Here is a 14795-nt window from a genome sequence, read left to right as displayed (position 1 = left end):
GTTATTCCTCGAACTAAACTTTGATGCCGTTTAATAATAATTCTATTGCACGTTGGGCCAACCGAACTTGATCTGAAGCCTGATGCCCTTGAAATGAAGAACCCAAGATCGCGGTAATCATGCCGAAATCTTGTGGCGTTAAATCTGGACGACATAATTTGTGTTGTATGGCTTGATCAATTAGTGGTTGCAATGCTTTATCGCGTCTTTCATAAATGTTTAGCATGATTGGGTCTTGCCGATCAATAATCCGCCAGTAATCAATGAGTACAACTAGATGTGGAAGTTGCTCAATATGACCTTCTATCAAACGAATAAAGCCATCATCGAAGCTTTGCAGTGCAAGAGCACGTTGTTCCAGACGGCTAATTGCCCGTTCTAACAGGGCAGCAATCAGTGCTTTGCGATCCGAAAAATTACGATAGAAGGTGGCACGGCCAACACCCGCATGATCAATAATCGCTTGCAAAGGGACATGAACGCCTTGCTTACGGAAGATTTCTTCTGCGGCATTGAGAAGTTCATCCCGATTATGGGCAGCTAATTGTTGGCGTTTGATCATGGGTAAAATTTCGAAGAAGTTCTAAAGTGAATTAAACGGACATTTTTGTCCGAAGTAAATATCCTCTGAATCTTTATTTTGTTTAATTTAAGTAAAATAGCAGTAATAAGAGCTATGACAAAGGCAATACAATGCTAAAAATAAGCGTAAATTAGTCATGAATACAAATATAAATAGGTGAACAATGCAGGGATTTTTACAGCGTTTTGCGAGAGGGATAAGACACCGTCCATATTTATCTGCAACTTTTGCCTTAGGTCTCGTGATTTATGGGATCTTGCATATATTTACCCAATGGCAATGGGCGACTTGCTTGCAACTGGGCTGGAATATTGCCATTTGGCTGTATTTATTTCTAACCTTGAAAATGATGTGGCATTTGGATGCAACCCATATTTTACAACGTGCCAAACAACAGGATGAAGGGAAGTGGATGATCCTGACTGTGGTGCTGATTGCGATTGTGATCTGTTTTATCTCCATTGTGGTGCAATTGGGACATGTTCCTAAAGATCAGCCTATTTTAAAAACGGTGCTCATTCTCCTGACCATTGGTACGATTTTTTCAACATGGCTGTTATTGCATACCTTATTTGCCATTCATTATGCGCATGACTTTTATCTGGCCAAAAGTCGGCACGAAGAAGCAGGCTTAGAGTTTCCAAAAACAGATCAACCTGACTATCTCGATTTTATTTATTTCAGCTATATCATTGGTACCTCTGCACAAACCGCAGACGTATCGATTACCAGCTCTTCGCTCAGGCATTTGAATATCTTTCATTGTGTATTGGCATTTATTTTTAATACTATGATTCTAGCGGTTGCAATTAATGTTGCTGCCAGTCTGATAGGGTTAAATTGATAACTTATTTTTATTAGTTTAATTAAAAATGATCATTTTTATTTTTGGTTATGCTTGGCTATTTTAAAGAGAGACAGGTACAGCAAGGATAAGAATATGACCACCCAGCACCAAGTTAATCAACAGCAATACCAAGATAAATCTCAAGCCTATTTACATAGCAGTGTCCATGCTCAGGGGATAGAGTTTGGAAAAATGCAGCAATTGATCCAATCCTATCAATTGAAAAAAGTTTTGGATTTAGGCTGCGGTGGTGGACATGTCAGCTACCAAGTTGCACCTTTTGTAGATCGTGTAACAGCCTATGACTTAACGCCGTCTATGGTGGAACTTGTTGCTGAACAAGCTAAATACAAAGGTTTGGACAATGTGATTGCCCAGCAAGGTGCAGCGGAGTCTTTAGCTTTCCCAGATCAAAGTTTTGACTGTGTAATTACCCGATATTCAGCGCATCATTGGCAGAACGTGGCACAGGCGATGAGTGAAATCTATCGTGTTGTGTCTCAACAGGGGAAAGTCATTATTGTTGATATCTTGGGAAATTCAAATCCAGTGATGGATACATTTTTTCAGACCATTGAAACGATTCGTGATCCGAGTCATGTACGTAATTACAGTTTACAAGAATGGACACGTTTTGCTGAATATGCGGGATTTACTGTCGATATTGTTGAAAAGCAGAGTTTGGATTTAGAGTTTAAAAGTTGGACAGAGCGGATGCAGACGCCTGAATATGCAGTCCAGACCATTCGTGATTTACAGCACAAGGCATCTGATCAAGTTCAACAATATTATCAAATCCAAGCAGATGGTTCATTTAGAAGTGAAGTTGTTTATTTGGTGTTATCTCGACCCTAAATTCCTGTTCAAAGAGAATTTGCAAAACGATGCTATGCACTAGAGATACAAAAAATGCTGTGGCAACTCAAAATTTATGTATCTCCCTGATCCCTTTTTTAAGTAAAATTAATATTTGAAAATTATTCTAATCTAGAGGTCTATCTTGGAATCGTTATTGATTTTAGGCTCAATTGCTTTGGCACTAATGTTGGGTGCAATTAGCCCTGGTCCTACATTTATTTATGTTGCTAAAAACTCAATTGCGATTTCACGTAAACATGGCTTATTTACCGCTTTGGGAACAGGTACGGGCGCAGCTTTATTTGGTTTGCTTGCTGTTATGGGGTTACAGGCAATTTTATTGGCAGTGCCATCTGCTTATATCGCGCTAAAAATATTTGGTGGTCTGTACTTACTTTGGCTGGCGTATAAAATTATCAAGCATGCCAAAGAACCAATGGAAGCAGTCAATGGTACTGTGAATCAGATGAGCTATGCTCAAGCCTTTCGTTTAGGGTTGATTACCCAGCTCAGCAACCCGAAGATTGCGATTATCCTTGCCAGTATTTTCACGGCCTTATTACCGAAAGAAATTCCAAGTTATTACTATGTGGTGTTACCAATGTTGTGTTTCTTTATTGACGCAGGTTGGTATTCGCTAGTTGCGGTGGCATTGTCAGCAGAAGGGCCACGCAAAGTTTATCTAAAATCCAAATCAGTGTTTGATCGTATCGCAGGTGGCGTGATGACGCTGTTGGGATTAAAGCTGATTTTTGGTATGAAATAATAGAGCAGAAAAAGCGACCACGAAGGTCGCTTTTTTATTGCCTAGAATCAGCGCACGCAGTTTAATCTTTAAAATGCACAGGAATCCATTGATAGCTTTTACCATCAGCAGAATAAATATGTCCAATCCCCGGGAAAGGTAAATGTGGTGCGGCAATGGTTTGTCCATTCTTGGCGAAATCAGCAAACTGTTTTAAGCGGGTAGCTACGGCTTTTTTCGGGTCAATATCGTATTCAATCGCAGTTTCGGGCTTATCAAATTGCACGGTATGTGAATGAACGATATCCCCAATAAACACCACGCTTTCGCCTTTGGTTTTTAATTCATAGCTAAAGTGACCTGGGGTATGTCCTGCGGTGTTAATGACTTTAAAACCCTGAATTTCATCACCGAGTTTATAGGTTTTAAAGCGTTGTTTGGCTTGGTACGGGGCAATGGCCTGTTTAATGTGTTTCACCGTTGCTTCATAACCCGCTTGTTTATCTTTTGGAAGCTTGGCTGCTTGTTTGGGATCTAACCAATAATTGGCTTCGTCACTGGAAACGTACACGGTTGCATTGGGGAAGTTAGCAACGCCATCTTTGCTGATACCGCAAACATGGTCTGGATGTAAATGGGTGAGTAAAATGGTATCGACTTGTTCAGGTTTATAGCCTGAAGCTTCGAGGTTTTCTAGAATCGAGCCTAAATGTGCACCAAAACAACTGGCAGCACCGCTATCGACTAAAACCAGTGATTTTCCTGTATTGACGAGAAAAGCATTGATGGAGGTCTGTACGCCTTTATCTTGATCAGCATAGTACTTCTTTAAGATGTGTTGGACTTCTTGCGGTGAAATATCTTTAAACAAGCTTGGTGACATAAAGTTAGTGCCATCGAGCAGGGCGGTAATTTGTACATCACTGACTTGGTATTGATAGAAGCCTGCTACCTGTTTTTGTTGTTCAATGACTGGCAGGATTTTGCTTGTTTCTGCATGGCTCAGTAAAGGGATGCTGCTCAAGAATGAGACGGAAAGGAGTAGGGCAGTTTTTTTCATTTATAAATATTCTCAAGTTTAGTTGAATTGTCTACTTTTTAGCATGGGTAGATTTAAAGGAAAAGTAAAATTACACAAATTAATGGAACTCGAATTTTAAAAGAATTTACTTTATTTATTGAATCAAAGAATTATTTTTATGATGATGTTTTTAATAAGAAAGGCCATAAATTTTTTTTAAAATACTTCTTTAAGGTATGGGGTATTTTAATACATTCTTATTTAGTATTTTTAACATTTGGTGCCTATTTGTATTTTATATTTATTTTTTGTTTCAATCCTGTTAAAAGTAATTACTATTTATAAAAGGTGTGAGCATGGAATTTTTTTTAAATAATTTCGAACATATTTATAATAAACTGAACAGAAGTCAAAAAATTTTTGTTTTAGGTTTTATTTTTGCTATTTGTACTTTTTTTTGGTACCTAACACCATTTACGTCAATATATTTTACTTGTTTTTCTATACTATTTTTCGTTCTATGTTTAGGTGTTATATCTGATTTCCTATTTATCTATAATAAGATTTGGATGACAACCATTGGTAAGTCACTGTTGATATTGCTGTATGTGTTATTAACTACTCTTACATATGCGATTGCTGATCAAATTGTTAACTCAATAGTTGCTTTTGATAGTTCAGGTCTCAGTAGTAGTACAAATACTTTTGTATCAATACTATTAGTTCCATTGGTGATTTTAGTAGTGACTAGTATTTTATTTTTGATACTTTTCATAATTGGCCAATTTTATTTGTTGTTTATTACAGTTTTTTCAAATTTAAAAGATGATAAAGTTTTATCAAAATTTATACCTAATATTACTGAAGAGTATGCTGGCTGGAGTTGTGCTGCTCGTTTTATTATTTACTCTTGTGTATGTGGTTTTTTGTTAAGCTTAGGGCAAATTTTTGGAATTAAGTATCAAGATTTTTTGGTTGAGCAGACCCAGGCCTTTATCTATAAATTTGAAGCAAAGGAATTTTCAAGATGCATAACGCCACATGGAAGTAAAGTTATTACTGTTTCTGATAATGAGATAATATTGGTTACTAATATTAATAATGAGTATAAATTTACCCCATCTTTATGCGAACCTATTTTGAAAGATGCTAAATCTTAATAAATATAAAAAAGCCTCTACATTAGTAGAGGCTTTGCATCATCTTAAATTCAAAGACTTAAGACACTTTATCGCCTGGTTTAGCGCCAGATTCAGGTGAAATCACCCAAACACCTTCGCCATTACCTGCGGCAAGGACCATACCATTTGAAATACCAAAACGCATTTTACGAGGTGCAAGGTTAGCCACCATCACCACCAACTTGTCTTTTAGATCTTCTGGCTGATAAAACTCACGAATACCGCTAAACACATTACGCGGTTCAGCTTCGCCAACATCTAAAGTCAATTGCAGCAATTTATCAGAACCTTCAACCGTCGTGGCTTCCAATACTTTTGCTACACGAAGATCAATTTTCATGAAATCTTCAATACCAATGATGTCAGCTTCACCTACCTTCGGTTCAGGCTTCTTCTCGGTTTTCTTTTCTTTTTTCTTCTCTGCTTTTGGCGCTTCTGCCGCAGCAGCTAAAGAATCTTTAGATGCATCCACCATTGCCGCAACCGCTTTGGCATCAACACGTTGCATCAATGGCTGGAATTGAGCAATTTCATGCCCAACCAAGATGTGCTGACGCGATGCAAAGTCAAAGCTTTCGAGTTGTAGGAAGGCTTGAACCTGTGCAGTAAGCGTTGGTAAGACTGGGGCCAAGTAAATCGCAAGTTGACGGAATAAATTAATACCCACAGAACACACATCATGAACTTGTTGTTCCTGACCTTCTTGCTTGGCAAGTGCCCATGGTTTTTTCTCATCAATATACTGATTCGCGCGGTCAGCCAACGCCATGATCTCTCGGATTGCGGCTGAGAATTCACGTGCTTCATAGGCTTGTGCGATTGAATCACCTGCATCAATAAAGCTTTGTACCAGTTCAGATTCTACACATGTCTCTGACAAAGTATTATTGAAGTTGGTGTTAATGAATTTTGCACAACGGCTGGCAATATTCACCACTTTACCGACAAGGTCAGAATTCACTTTCTGAACGAAGTCATCCAAGTTCAAATCTGAATCTTCAACTTTGTCTGAAAGCTTAGACGCAAAGTAATAACGTAAATATTCAGGATTTAAATGTTCTAAATAGGTTTCAGCTTTGATGAATGTACCACGAGATTTCGACATCTTCTGACCATTCACGGTTAAGAAACCATTTACGAATAAACCTGATGGGGTACGATAGTTTGCACCTTCAAGCATTGCCGGCCAGAACAGCGCATGGAAGTAAACAATGTCTTTACCAATGAAGTGATAGACTTCTTTGTCACTGTCTTTTTTCCAGAAATCATCAAAGCTCAAATCTGGACGTTTGGTTTTGATGTAGTTTTCAAAACTCGACATATAACCAATTGGCGCATCCACCCAAACATAGAAATATTTGTTTGGCGCATCTGGAATTTCAAAACCGAAATAAGGTGCATCACGTGAAATATCCCAATCCGATAAACCTGCTTCAAACCATTCATCTAGTTTGTTGGCAATCGAAACAGGCAGACGACCTTGGTCACGGGTCCATTTTTGTAAGTATTCTGAGAAATTCGGCAATTTAAAGAAGTAGTGATCTGATGATTTCTCAACAGGGGTGGCACCACTTAAAGTTGAGCGTGGATTTTCTAATTCGGTTGCATTATAGGTTGTACCACACACTTCACAGGCATCGCCGTATTGATCTTCCGCTTTACATTTCGGGCATGTGCCTTTAATGAAACGGTCAGACAGGAACATGCCTTTTTCAGGATCGAATAACTGAGTTACAGGACGGATTGCAATATTGCCTGCTTCACGGTTTTTAATATAGATTTCTTCAGAACGTGCTTTGTTCTCATCGCTATTGGTTGAATCATAGTGATCGAAATGTACGCCAAAACCATCAAAGTCACGGATATGTTCTTTCTGAACTTTGGCAATTTGTTGTTCTGGGCTAATCCCGTTGGCTTCAGCGCGTAGCATGATTGCTGTACCGTGAGCATCATCCGCGCATACATAAGTCACATCATGGCCCATTGCACGCATCGCACGAACCCAAATATCTGCTTGGATATAACCGAGTAAGTGACCCATATGGATAGGACCATTGGCATAAGGTAGGGCATTGGTGACTAAAATTTTACGCACGGATATTGTTCTCTCATTCGTATTTGCAAGGCAGATGATTTTACATGACTTGGCCTCGACTTGCACAAGGGATTCAGTGAAATCTTTTCAAGCCTCGTTTTTAGCTCTTCTTGAACTTCATTAAAGCTTCACTTGTACTTCAATCAAAACACATTTCCTTTATCGATAATGGCTGCATGGTCAATAAAGAAAGGAAATAACAATGAGGTCTTGGCATTTGCTCTGTGCATCTATGTGTGCAAGTGTGGCATCGGTTTTTAGTTTTGTGATTCCGTATTGTTTGTTCTTAAACTTTCAACAAAACCATTTATTGCACGTGGTCAGCAACGCGATGCAAGTGATGCTATATCTCACACCATTTCTGATTGTTCTTGCTTTTATCTTTTACATCATTGTTTTATCAATATTGAAATTACCCAGCAAAATTTTTGATTTGGTGCAGTTTTTAAAAGTCAGTTTGGTCTTTTTTACGGGATGGATGTGCTTAGTGCTGATGATTTTGTTTGAAGATCAGGTTAATGGCTTCGATTTTGAAACCTTGGCCATGAGTCTTTTAATTTTTCTTGCTGTTTTGCCTGTGCTTGCACTGGGCTGTGTCAGTGCCAATAGTTGTTATGTGTTGATGTGCAAAAAGAAGTATGGCGATTTAAATCAATTTGAGAGGATCTAGAGGAGGAGAGTATGCATCCCGAAGGATTACATACTCTGCATTTGCTTCACAGTGATGCTGTGCTTTGAGTTTTTTCTTAAAGAGATAATCTTTCCTTTAGATAGGAAATGAATGTGGTAGCTCTTTAAGCCGTCCGTTTTCGGATCAAGGGTAATTTCAGCAAACATTGGCGTCTGCCAAAGTTCATCACTGCCCAAAGTTCCTAACCATGCTTGTGCTTTTAGTGCCACAGTAAATTCATCTTTGGATTCAAGTTCAGTAATACTGAGTTCACTGCACCAATGTTCGGTTTTAGGAAATTCAGCTTTAGAAAATTTCCAGCAAATGGTCAGTGCCAAACTACTTTCAACAGGTGCTTTATCGTCACTTTGCTGATCAATAACTGGAATTAACTGTTCAGCAAGATCCTTTTCAAAAGAAAGAATCATGTTCTGGATTCTTCTTTTACTTGAAAGAATATACTTCAAACGTTTTTCTTGGGCTTGAAGTTCCTGCTGAATTTCTAAAAGTTCATTTTCATTCATATTAGGTAATTCTGACAACGAGGTCTATGATTGAGATATTGCGGAAGTATATCCGAACTATCTCCTTATATTGTTAATAGTTTTTAATACAAATTTATTGGTTGTAAAAATGATCGAAACAGCTCGACTGCGTTTAAGACAATGGCAAGCAGAGGACTATGCATCCTTTGCCGCGATGAGTACCAATCCACAGGTCATGGAATATTTCCCTAAACTCCTGACTCGAACGGAAAGCGATGCCATGATCGATAAAATGAAATCGATTATTGAAACACAAGGCTGGGGCTTATGGGCGGTTGAATTAAAGAACAATCAACAGTTTATTGGTTTTGTTGGTTTGCATGATCAACCGACACAATTTTCATTTTCACCTTGTGTGGAAATCGGATGGCGACTCGATCAAGCCCATTGGGGGCAGGGCTATGCGCCAGAAGCTGCTCAAGCTGTTCTTGCATTTGCTTTTGATCAACTAAAGCTAGAGAAAGTTGTTGCATTTACCACATTAGAAAATGCCAAGTCACAAGCGGTGATGCGAAAATTAAACATGAAAAAAGTGTCTAACTTTCAACATCCCGCTTTAGCGACAGAGCATCCTTTAAGTTGGCATGTACTTTATGAAATTTTAAAAGCTGACGCTAAAATCTAGATGGGAGCCAGCGATTCATTTATCTAAAATTTAATGCTACCCGAGACAACGACTGTTCTAGGATCTCCTAAAATAGATTCATTGGCCCAGTAATGTTTATTGAATAGGTTGTTAACGTTTAATCGAAGTGTCAGAGGATTATCTTTTAAATTAAATTGATAGCGAGAGCCTATATTGAAAAGCGTATAAGCAGGAAGCTTATCTGTATTTTCAGCATTTGCATAACTTTTGGCTGTGTGGTTAAAACCTGCAGAAACACTCAGAGATTCAAAGTTCGGAATCGTATATTCTGAGTAAAGTTTAAACATCTGCTGTGCCACTAAAGGTGGGCGTTTGCCTTCAAGAAGTGGGTTTTGTTTTTGTTTCTTGATTTCTGGATCTAACCAAGTAAATCCCCCCAGAATAGTAAGATGGTCGGTTGCTTTTCCGATTGCTGTAAATTCAACCCCTTTATGCTCTTGTCTGCCATCCTGAACGAATTTGGGTGCTGTTGGCATACTGACATCATAGTATTGTAGGCCTTTATCAATTTTAAATAAGGCGGTCGTGAACAGGAGATCGCCCAGACTGAGTTTCGCACCTAATTCAATCTGTTGGCTTTTCAAAGGTCCAAAGATATCACCAGCGTTCGTGACTGTTACACCACGATACTCATCAGCTGCGATACCGCCTGCTTCCAGAGATTCGATATAAGTCAGATAGGTGGTTAAAGCAGGTACGGGACGATACAAGATAGATAAATTGGGTGATATTTTTGATTCATCATAACCTGATCCCATTTTATTAATAATGTTGACATATGCCGCACCTAAAAGTATTGACCATTGGTCATCGAGAGTGATGTCATCACCAATAAGCCAACTTTTACTTTGACTATGAGAACGTGTTTGAATTTCACCTCGATCAACTTGTTGTCCAATTGGCTTTGGCATAGCAGTCGGAGAACTTAGATCTAAATTCTTAAAGACAACTTCTTTAGCTTCTCTTGGATAACGCTTTTGTCGAGTATCACTCATCTGCAAACCCGTCGTAAGTTTGTGTTTAAGTGGTCCTGTATCAAAGTTAAAATCGAGATAAGTGGCCCAACGTTTATCCAGTTGTTCACTGGTCATTCGATCTTGACCAGCGGCATATATTCTTGAAACAGCTTGGTCGTAGGTATTTTCTGAGGTCACTGTATTGGTGGTGAGTTGTGTACCTCTTCGACTATAACTATCTAAATATGAACTTCTTATTGTAATATTCTGAGTCGGGTTCCACTTTAAATGAGCACCATAACGCTCAGAATGATAATAATTGTTGCTCCAAGGGACGCTCCAAGAAATATTATTTTGCAGTTGATGTGCTGGCAGCCGTTCAATCCCCTTAGCGAAGTTCCAATTCGCAGCTCCACCATTGATCTCATAATCTCTTTGCATCGCATCAATTTGAATCAGTAAGTTGTCTAAGGCTTGCCAATCCAGCGCAAGGCTTGCAAATTCTTTTTTCACTTCTTGTTGTTTGATGGCCGTATCACCACCTTGTTTTGCCAGATTGAGTCGGTAGCCAAATTTTCCTGCTTCATCAAATTTCCCACCAAAATCTCCATGTGTGTACCAGCTTTTTCCCCCTAAGCTTGCCAAACTGACTTCATTCAATCTACTCTCTGTTGAACGTTTTGTGACATAGTTAATCAGGCCTCCAACATTTCCTGGGCCATATAAAAAACCAGATAATCCATTCAGTACTTCTATTTTCTGCGCGTCCTCAGTAGTGGTACCGTGCCCATATTGATCAGCTTCCATGCCATCTCGATAGGCATTTGATACGCGGAAACCTCGAGTATAGGTAACGGGTTGATCATTCTCATACTGAGAGCGGCTTAATTGGCTGGTGGGGTTGAGCCGGTAAATTTCATCTGGACTAGATGTTGCCTGTACATTTTTAATTAACTCTTCGGAAAACACTTGTATTGAATATGGAAGTTGTTGCAAAGACCGACCTTGCCAAAGTCCTAATTGAGATACCGTATCCTCTTTATATCCTTGCTCGGCACTACCTTGGCTATGCTCTGATGCCGTAACTTTGATTGGTGAAAGCCGATTTACAGAGCCGACTTCTTCAGCAAAAAGAGAAGTGCTCACAAGTGTAGATGAGGCAAGCAGGCTGCTATGCATGAATAACGATAACTGAGTACTCAAGATACTTTTTTTAAGAGTTAATAATTTATTTGTTCTTAACAACTTGATCACCATGAGTATTGTTTAAATGAGTGATAGAAAAATATTTACTTGTTTAGGGGAGCAAATACGCTTTTAATTTTATTATAAATGATTATTATTATCATTTGTGTGATTGCAATTCCATTTGCCTGAAAAGATAAAATATTTGAATCTTCCTGTATCCCATTTGTTTCAATTTGCAGCGATGCACAAAAAAAGCCCTCAAACACGGTATAAATAAGACTGCTCCAAGCAATATGTTTTTTACCTATAGTGAGGAAATACCATGACAAACGAAAAACTTGATGAATTAAAAGACCAAGCAGCAGAATTGGGTAATGACTTAAAATACAAAGCAAAAGAAGCTCAGCTACAAGGTGAAAAAGCAGTTGATGACTTAAAACACTCCGCTGAGGAGCTTAAGTTAAAAGGCGAAAAAGCCCTTGATGATTTAAAGAAAGATGTCTCTGAGCAAAATGCTGAAGGCAAAGAAGCAGTTTCGAATAAAGTAGATGACCTCAAAGCCAAACTCGAAGATACCCAACACGCGGTTCAAGATAAATTTGACCACTTCAAAGAAGAGGCTAGTCATAAGTTAGATGATGCCAAAGCAAAAGCATCTGAACTAAAAGATGAAGCTGCTGCAAAGTTTGATGATTTGAAAGCTCAAGCAAGTCATAAGTTGGATGATTTAAAGAAAGCAGCAACAGATACCATCAATAAATTCAAAGGCTAAGCTTTGTATCAATGCTAAATAATGGATGCTCATATCTAGAGAAGAAAAGTTGCTATAAAAAATGAGCAATTATCTGCTTTGATATGAGCGTCAATTCTTCAATACTGCTAAACTAGCCAAACTCAGTGATTGTTGAACTGTTTTTGGAGTAAACAAAATGTCGTGGCTTTCTTCCTTAAAATCTGTTTTTTCACCAGCGCAAGAAGTGAAGGAAGACGAGATTCAAACAGTTCTACAAAATTATATATTGCCGCATTCTGAAAACAGTCTGAAAGATCGTATTAGTCAAGTGAATGTACAAGGCCGTATTTTACAACTCACTGTAAATACCTTTCCTCAAGAAAAGGACCATTTACAGCAGATTCATGATGAGTTGGCAGAAGCTTTAGAAAAATGCGGTATCCAAGAATTAAACTTACATATTATCCAACAAAAACATGCAGCGCATGGTGAAGCGGGACATAGCTGTTCATCAAAGCCAAAAGCAGAAAATAGGAATTTACCTCCTGTGATGGATGCTTCACCTAAAGCGGAAGTTGATCCGAATAATCCTCCGATTCAAAAAGCTGCACCACAACAACGCGATGTGGCTGCGCATCCACGTATTCAAAATGTGATTTTAGTTTCTTCGGGTAAAGGTGGGGTGGGTAAATCAACGACCACGGTCAACCTTGCACTCGCGCTACAGCAATTGGGCTTAAAAGTCGGGGTGTTGGATGCCGATATCTACGGACCAAGTATCCCAACCATGTTGGGCAATGCGGGCAGAACCCCACAGATTGAAAATGAACACTTTGTACCTTTAGATGCTTATGGCATGGCAGTGCTGTCAATCGGGCATTTAATTGGTGCACACAATACACCTGTGGCATGGCGTGGGCCAAAGGCAACCGGTGCGCTGATGCAACTGTTCAATCAAACCTTGTGGCCTGATTTGGATATCTTGGTAATTGATATGCCTCCAGGGACAGGCGATATCCAACTGACTCTGGCACAGCGTATTCCTGTGACAGGTGCAGTGATTGTGACGACACCGCAAAATGTTGCGTTGATGGATGCGACCAAAGGGATTGAGCTATTTAATAAGGTAAATATCCCTGTACTTGGTGTCATTGAAAATATGTCGACGCATATCTGTTCCAATTGCGGTCATGAGGAGCAGATTTTTGGTACAGGCGGTGGTGATCAGCTATCAGAGCAATATCATATTCCTTTGCTTGGTCATTTACCTTTAGATGCCAAAATTCGTGAACATGCAGATCAAGGCACACCAAGTGTGATTGCAAAAGATGCAGCCGCAGACAGTTATCTCAATATTGCACAAGCAGTGTTGCAACAAATGGAGAAGTTACCAAAACGTCAGAAAGACGATAAGCGGATCTTCTAAAATGCTTAAAAACCCAGCATATCCTGCTGGGTTTTTACTGTTTGATAAGGGGTTGTTAACGTTTCAACAATGTATTGCGTTATAAGCTAAAATGACATAAACAAGGAATGAAACGTAGGCAATGGCGCTCCCTTGTCAAGTTTCATAAGGCCGTTTATGGAGGTTTTAGCCATAACCCTCCGGGACAGGGGGATTTTTTGATGCTACTGCGTTAGGTCTTGCTTACTTAGAACAACTAAGTTTCTCAAAACCTGCCTTGTACCTTCTAAAAAATACCCTCTGTCGCAAGCACTTGTGAAATGTCAACAGCCCCTCAAATAAGTTTTTATTTTTACGCTTTAAAAATAAATTAAAAAAATAAAAAATGGTATGTTGCTTGCTTATCACTTGTTTTGATTTTTGAGTATAGATCAATGATGCAATTTAAAAGCCTGATGGGTATTGTCAGTGTTTGCACGGCTTTAGTTTTAAGTGGCTGTAATGGAGATAGTTCTTCAAATAGTAATAACCAAGCACAGGAAAAACCCAAATTACAACCGATTGTGATCCAAGGTGCATTGCCTGTTGAATCAGAGCGAATGGCATCAAAATTAGACAATGTTAGTGAAGAAGTGATTGGCAAGTGGAAGTTTTGGAAAGGTACCTATAAAGGTTATCCAGTGGTAATTTCCAAGACGCGTATGGGCATGAGTAATTCTGCTGCTGCCACTGCACTAGCCATTCAACATTATAAACCGATTGCGATTATCAATCAGGGAACCTCAGGTGGACATGATCCAGATCTAAAGGTGTTTGATATTGTGTTAGGCAAATACACCACCAATATTGGTGCATTTAAAACGCCAAATAAACCGATTGGTGGTGGTTCAAATGCACTTGAGTGGAATGAAGCGTTTGATGTATTACCTGATGATGAGTCTGATCCAGAACCGATTGCAATTCGTAAATTTGAAGGTGATAAGGAACTTTTAGTTGCGGCTTACAAAGCTAAAGCGCATTACAGCAAAGGACAAGTGGTCGAAGGTACTATCGGCTCAGCAGACACGTGGAATAATGAACTCGATCGTATCAAGCAGTTCCATACCGTTTACGGCACTTCGGTAGAAGAAATGGAAGCGGCATCTGTTGCACAAATTGCACATCAATTCGAAGTGCCATTCCTCGGAATTCGTATTTTATCAAATAATATTACCAATAATGGTGCCTATGATCCTGCAACAGGTGAAGCGTGTCAGGACTATGCACTTGAAGTTGCAGAACAATATATGAAGGCAAAAGCCGAAGTTAAATAATCTGTTTTT

The 14795-nt window shown here is 39.0% G+C and carries 14 protein-coding genes; 9 read left to right on the top strand and 5 right to left on the bottom strand.

Features of this window, described 5'->3' with window-relative positions; all coding sequences use genetic code 11:
• Positions 1 to 13: 13 nt before the first annotated feature.
• Positions 14 to 562: a TetR/AcrR family transcriptional regulator gene (locus GBI66_RS10370; RefSeq protein ID WP_151716033.1), complete on the bottom strand. Its 549-nt coding sequence runs from the start codon at positions 560 to 562 to the stop codon at positions 14 to 16.
• Between the two features lie 184 nt (positions 563 to 746).
• Here GBI66_RS10370 and GBI66_RS10365 point away from each other — a divergent pair, with 184 nt between their 5' ends.
• The 3 genes from GBI66_RS10365 (at position 747) to GBI66_RS10355 (ending at position 3054) form a co-directional block, all read left to right on the top strand.
• Positions 747 to 1427, top strand: coding sequence for a DUF1345 domain-containing protein (locus GBI66_RS10365; protein ID WP_151716032.1), 681 nt, complete (start codon positions 747 to 749; stop codon positions 1425 to 1427).
• A gap of 96 nt (positions 1428 to 1523) precedes the next feature.
• Complete coding sequence (locus GBI66_RS10360) at positions 1524 to 2285, top strand: class I SAM-dependent methyltransferase (RefSeq protein WP_151716031.1); 762 nt, start codon at positions 1524 to 1526, stop codon at positions 2283 to 2285.
• Between the two features lie 142 nt (positions 2286 to 2427).
• On the top strand, positions 2428 to 3054 hold the full coding sequence (locus tag GBI66_RS10355) for a LysE family translocator (protein WP_215901026.1): 627 nt from the start codon (positions 2428 to 2430) through the stop codon (positions 3052 to 3054).
• A gap of 61 nt (positions 3055 to 3115) precedes the next feature.
• Here the strand turns inward: GBI66_RS10355 and GBI66_RS10350 are convergent, their stop codons facing one another.
• Positions 3116 to 4093 (bottom strand): MBL fold metallo-hydrolase, encoded by a 978-nt coding sequence (locus GBI66_RS10350; RefSeq protein ID WP_151716029.1) that lies wholly within the window; start codon positions 4091 to 4093, stop codon positions 3116 to 3118.
• A 530-nt stretch (positions 4094 to 4623) separates the two neighbouring features.
• Here GBI66_RS10350 and GBI66_RS10345 point away from each other — a divergent pair.
• Complete coding sequence (locus GBI66_RS10345) at positions 4624 to 5214, top strand: hypothetical protein (RefSeq protein WP_151716028.1); 591 nt, start codon at positions 4624 to 4626, stop codon at positions 5212 to 5214.
• A 58-nt stretch (positions 5215 to 5272) separates the two neighbouring features.
• Here the strand turns inward: GBI66_RS10345 and metG are convergent, their stop codons facing one another.
• Complete coding sequence (gene metG, locus GBI66_RS10340; protein ID WP_151716027.1) at positions 5273 to 7330, bottom strand: methionine--tRNA ligase; 2058 nt, start codon at positions 7328 to 7330, stop codon at positions 5273 to 5275.
• Between the two features lie 202 nt (positions 7331 to 7532).
• Here metG and GBI66_RS10335 point away from each other — a divergent pair, with 202 nt between their 5' ends.
• The gene (locus GBI66_RS10335; RefSeq protein WP_151716026.1) at positions 7533 to 8000 is read left to right on the top strand and encodes a hypothetical protein; all 468 of its coding nucleotides are present in this window, start codon (positions 7533 to 7535) and stop codon (positions 7998 to 8000) included.
• Between the two features lie 26 nt (positions 8001 to 8026).
• On the opposite strand, the gene GBI66_RS10330 is transcribed toward GBI66_RS10335, so the two are convergent.
• Positions 8027 to 8524, bottom strand: coding sequence for a hypothetical protein (locus tag GBI66_RS10330; protein ID WP_151716025.1), 498 nt, complete (start codon positions 8522 to 8524; stop codon positions 8027 to 8029).
• A 109-nt stretch (positions 8525 to 8633) separates the two neighbouring features.
• Between GBI66_RS10330 and GBI66_RS10325 the strand changes: the two genes are divergently transcribed.
• A complete protein-coding gene (locus tag GBI66_RS10325) occupies positions 8634 to 9170 on the top strand; it encodes a GNAT family N-acetyltransferase (protein WP_151716024.1) in 537 nt (178 codons plus the stop codon).
• Positions 9171 to 9193: 23 nt separating this feature from the next.
• On the opposite strand, the gene GBI66_RS10320 is transcribed toward GBI66_RS10325, so the two are convergent.
• A complete protein-coding gene (locus tag GBI66_RS10320; protein ID WP_228267293.1) occupies positions 9194 to 11293 on the bottom strand; it encodes a TonB-dependent siderophore receptor in 2100 nt (699 codons plus the stop codon).
• A gap of 364 nt (positions 11294 to 11657) precedes the next feature.
• On the opposite strand from GBI66_RS10320, the gene GBI66_RS10315 reads away from it, so the two are divergent.
• The 3 genes from GBI66_RS10315 (at position 11658) to GBI66_RS10305 (ending at position 14786) form a co-directional block, all read left to right on the top strand.
• Entirely contained in the window at positions 11658 to 12107 is a 450-nt protein-coding gene (locus GBI66_RS10315; protein WP_005191206.1) for a hypothetical protein, read from the top strand.
• A gap of 157 nt (positions 12108 to 12264) precedes the next feature.
• Positions 12265 to 13494 (top strand): iron-sulfur cluster carrier protein ApbC, encoded by a 1230-nt coding sequence (gene apbC / locus GBI66_RS10310; protein ID WP_151716022.1) that lies wholly within the window; start codon positions 12265 to 12267, stop codon positions 13492 to 13494.
• Positions 13495 to 13907: 413 nt separating this feature from the next.
• Positions 13908 to 14786: a 5'-methylthioadenosine/S-adenosylhomocysteine nucleosidase gene (locus GBI66_RS10305; RefSeq protein WP_151716021.1), complete on the top strand. Its 879-nt coding sequence runs from the start codon at positions 13908 to 13910 to the stop codon at positions 14784 to 14786.
• Positions 14787 to 14795: the final 9 nt, after the last annotated feature.

The sequence above is a fragment of the Acinetobacter sp. TUM15071 genome, assembly GCF_008980925.1.
Classification (GTDB): domain Bacteria; phylum Pseudomonadota; class Gammaproteobacteria; order Pseudomonadales; family Moraxellaceae; genus Acinetobacter; species Acinetobacter dispersus.
This window is presented reverse-complemented; position numbering and strand designations above follow the sequence as displayed.

Bases quoted from the DNA above. Each gene is read 5' to 3' on its own strand.
- GBI66_RS10315 (WP_005191206.1), top strand. From the start codon at position 11,658: ATGACAAACGAAAAACTTGATGAATTAAAAGACCAAGCAGCAGAATTG.
- apbC (WP_151716022.1), top strand. From the start codon at position 12,265: ATGTCGTGGCTTTCTTCCTTAAAATCTGTTTTTTCACCAGCGCAAGAA.
- GBI66_RS10325 (WP_151716024.1), top strand. From the start codon at position 8,634: ATGATCGAAACAGCTCGACTGCGTTTAAGACAATGGCAAGCAGAGGAC.
- GBI66_RS10305 (WP_151716021.1), top strand. From the start codon at position 13,908: ATGATGCAATTTAAAAGCCTGATGGGTATTGTCAGTGTTTGCACGGCT.
- GBI66_RS10345 (WP_151716028.1), top strand. From the start codon at position 4,624: ATGACAACCATTGGTAAGTCACTGTTGATATTGCTGTATGTGTTATTA.
- GBI66_RS10335 (WP_151716026.1), top strand. From the start codon at position 7,533: ATGAGGTCTTGGCATTTGCTCTGTGCATCTATGTGTGCAAGTGTGGCA.
- GBI66_RS10370 (WP_151716033.1), bottom strand. From the start codon at position 562: ATGATCAAACGCCAACAATTAGCTGCCCATAATCGGGATGAACTTCTC.
- GBI66_RS10330 (WP_151716025.1), bottom strand. From the start codon at position 8,524: ATGAATGAAAATGAACTTTTAGAAATTCAGCAGGAACTTCAAGCCCAA.
- GBI66_RS10365 (WP_151716032.1), top strand. From the start codon at position 747: ATGCAGGGATTTTTACAGCGTTTTGCGAGAGGGATAAGACACCGTCCA.
- GBI66_RS10350 (WP_151716029.1), bottom strand. From the start codon at position 4,093: ATGAAAAAAACTGCCCTACTCCTTTCCGTCTCATTCTTGAGCAGCATC.
- GBI66_RS10360 (WP_151716031.1), top strand. From the start codon at position 1,524: ATGACCACCCAGCACCAAGTTAATCAACAGCAATACCAAGATAAATCT.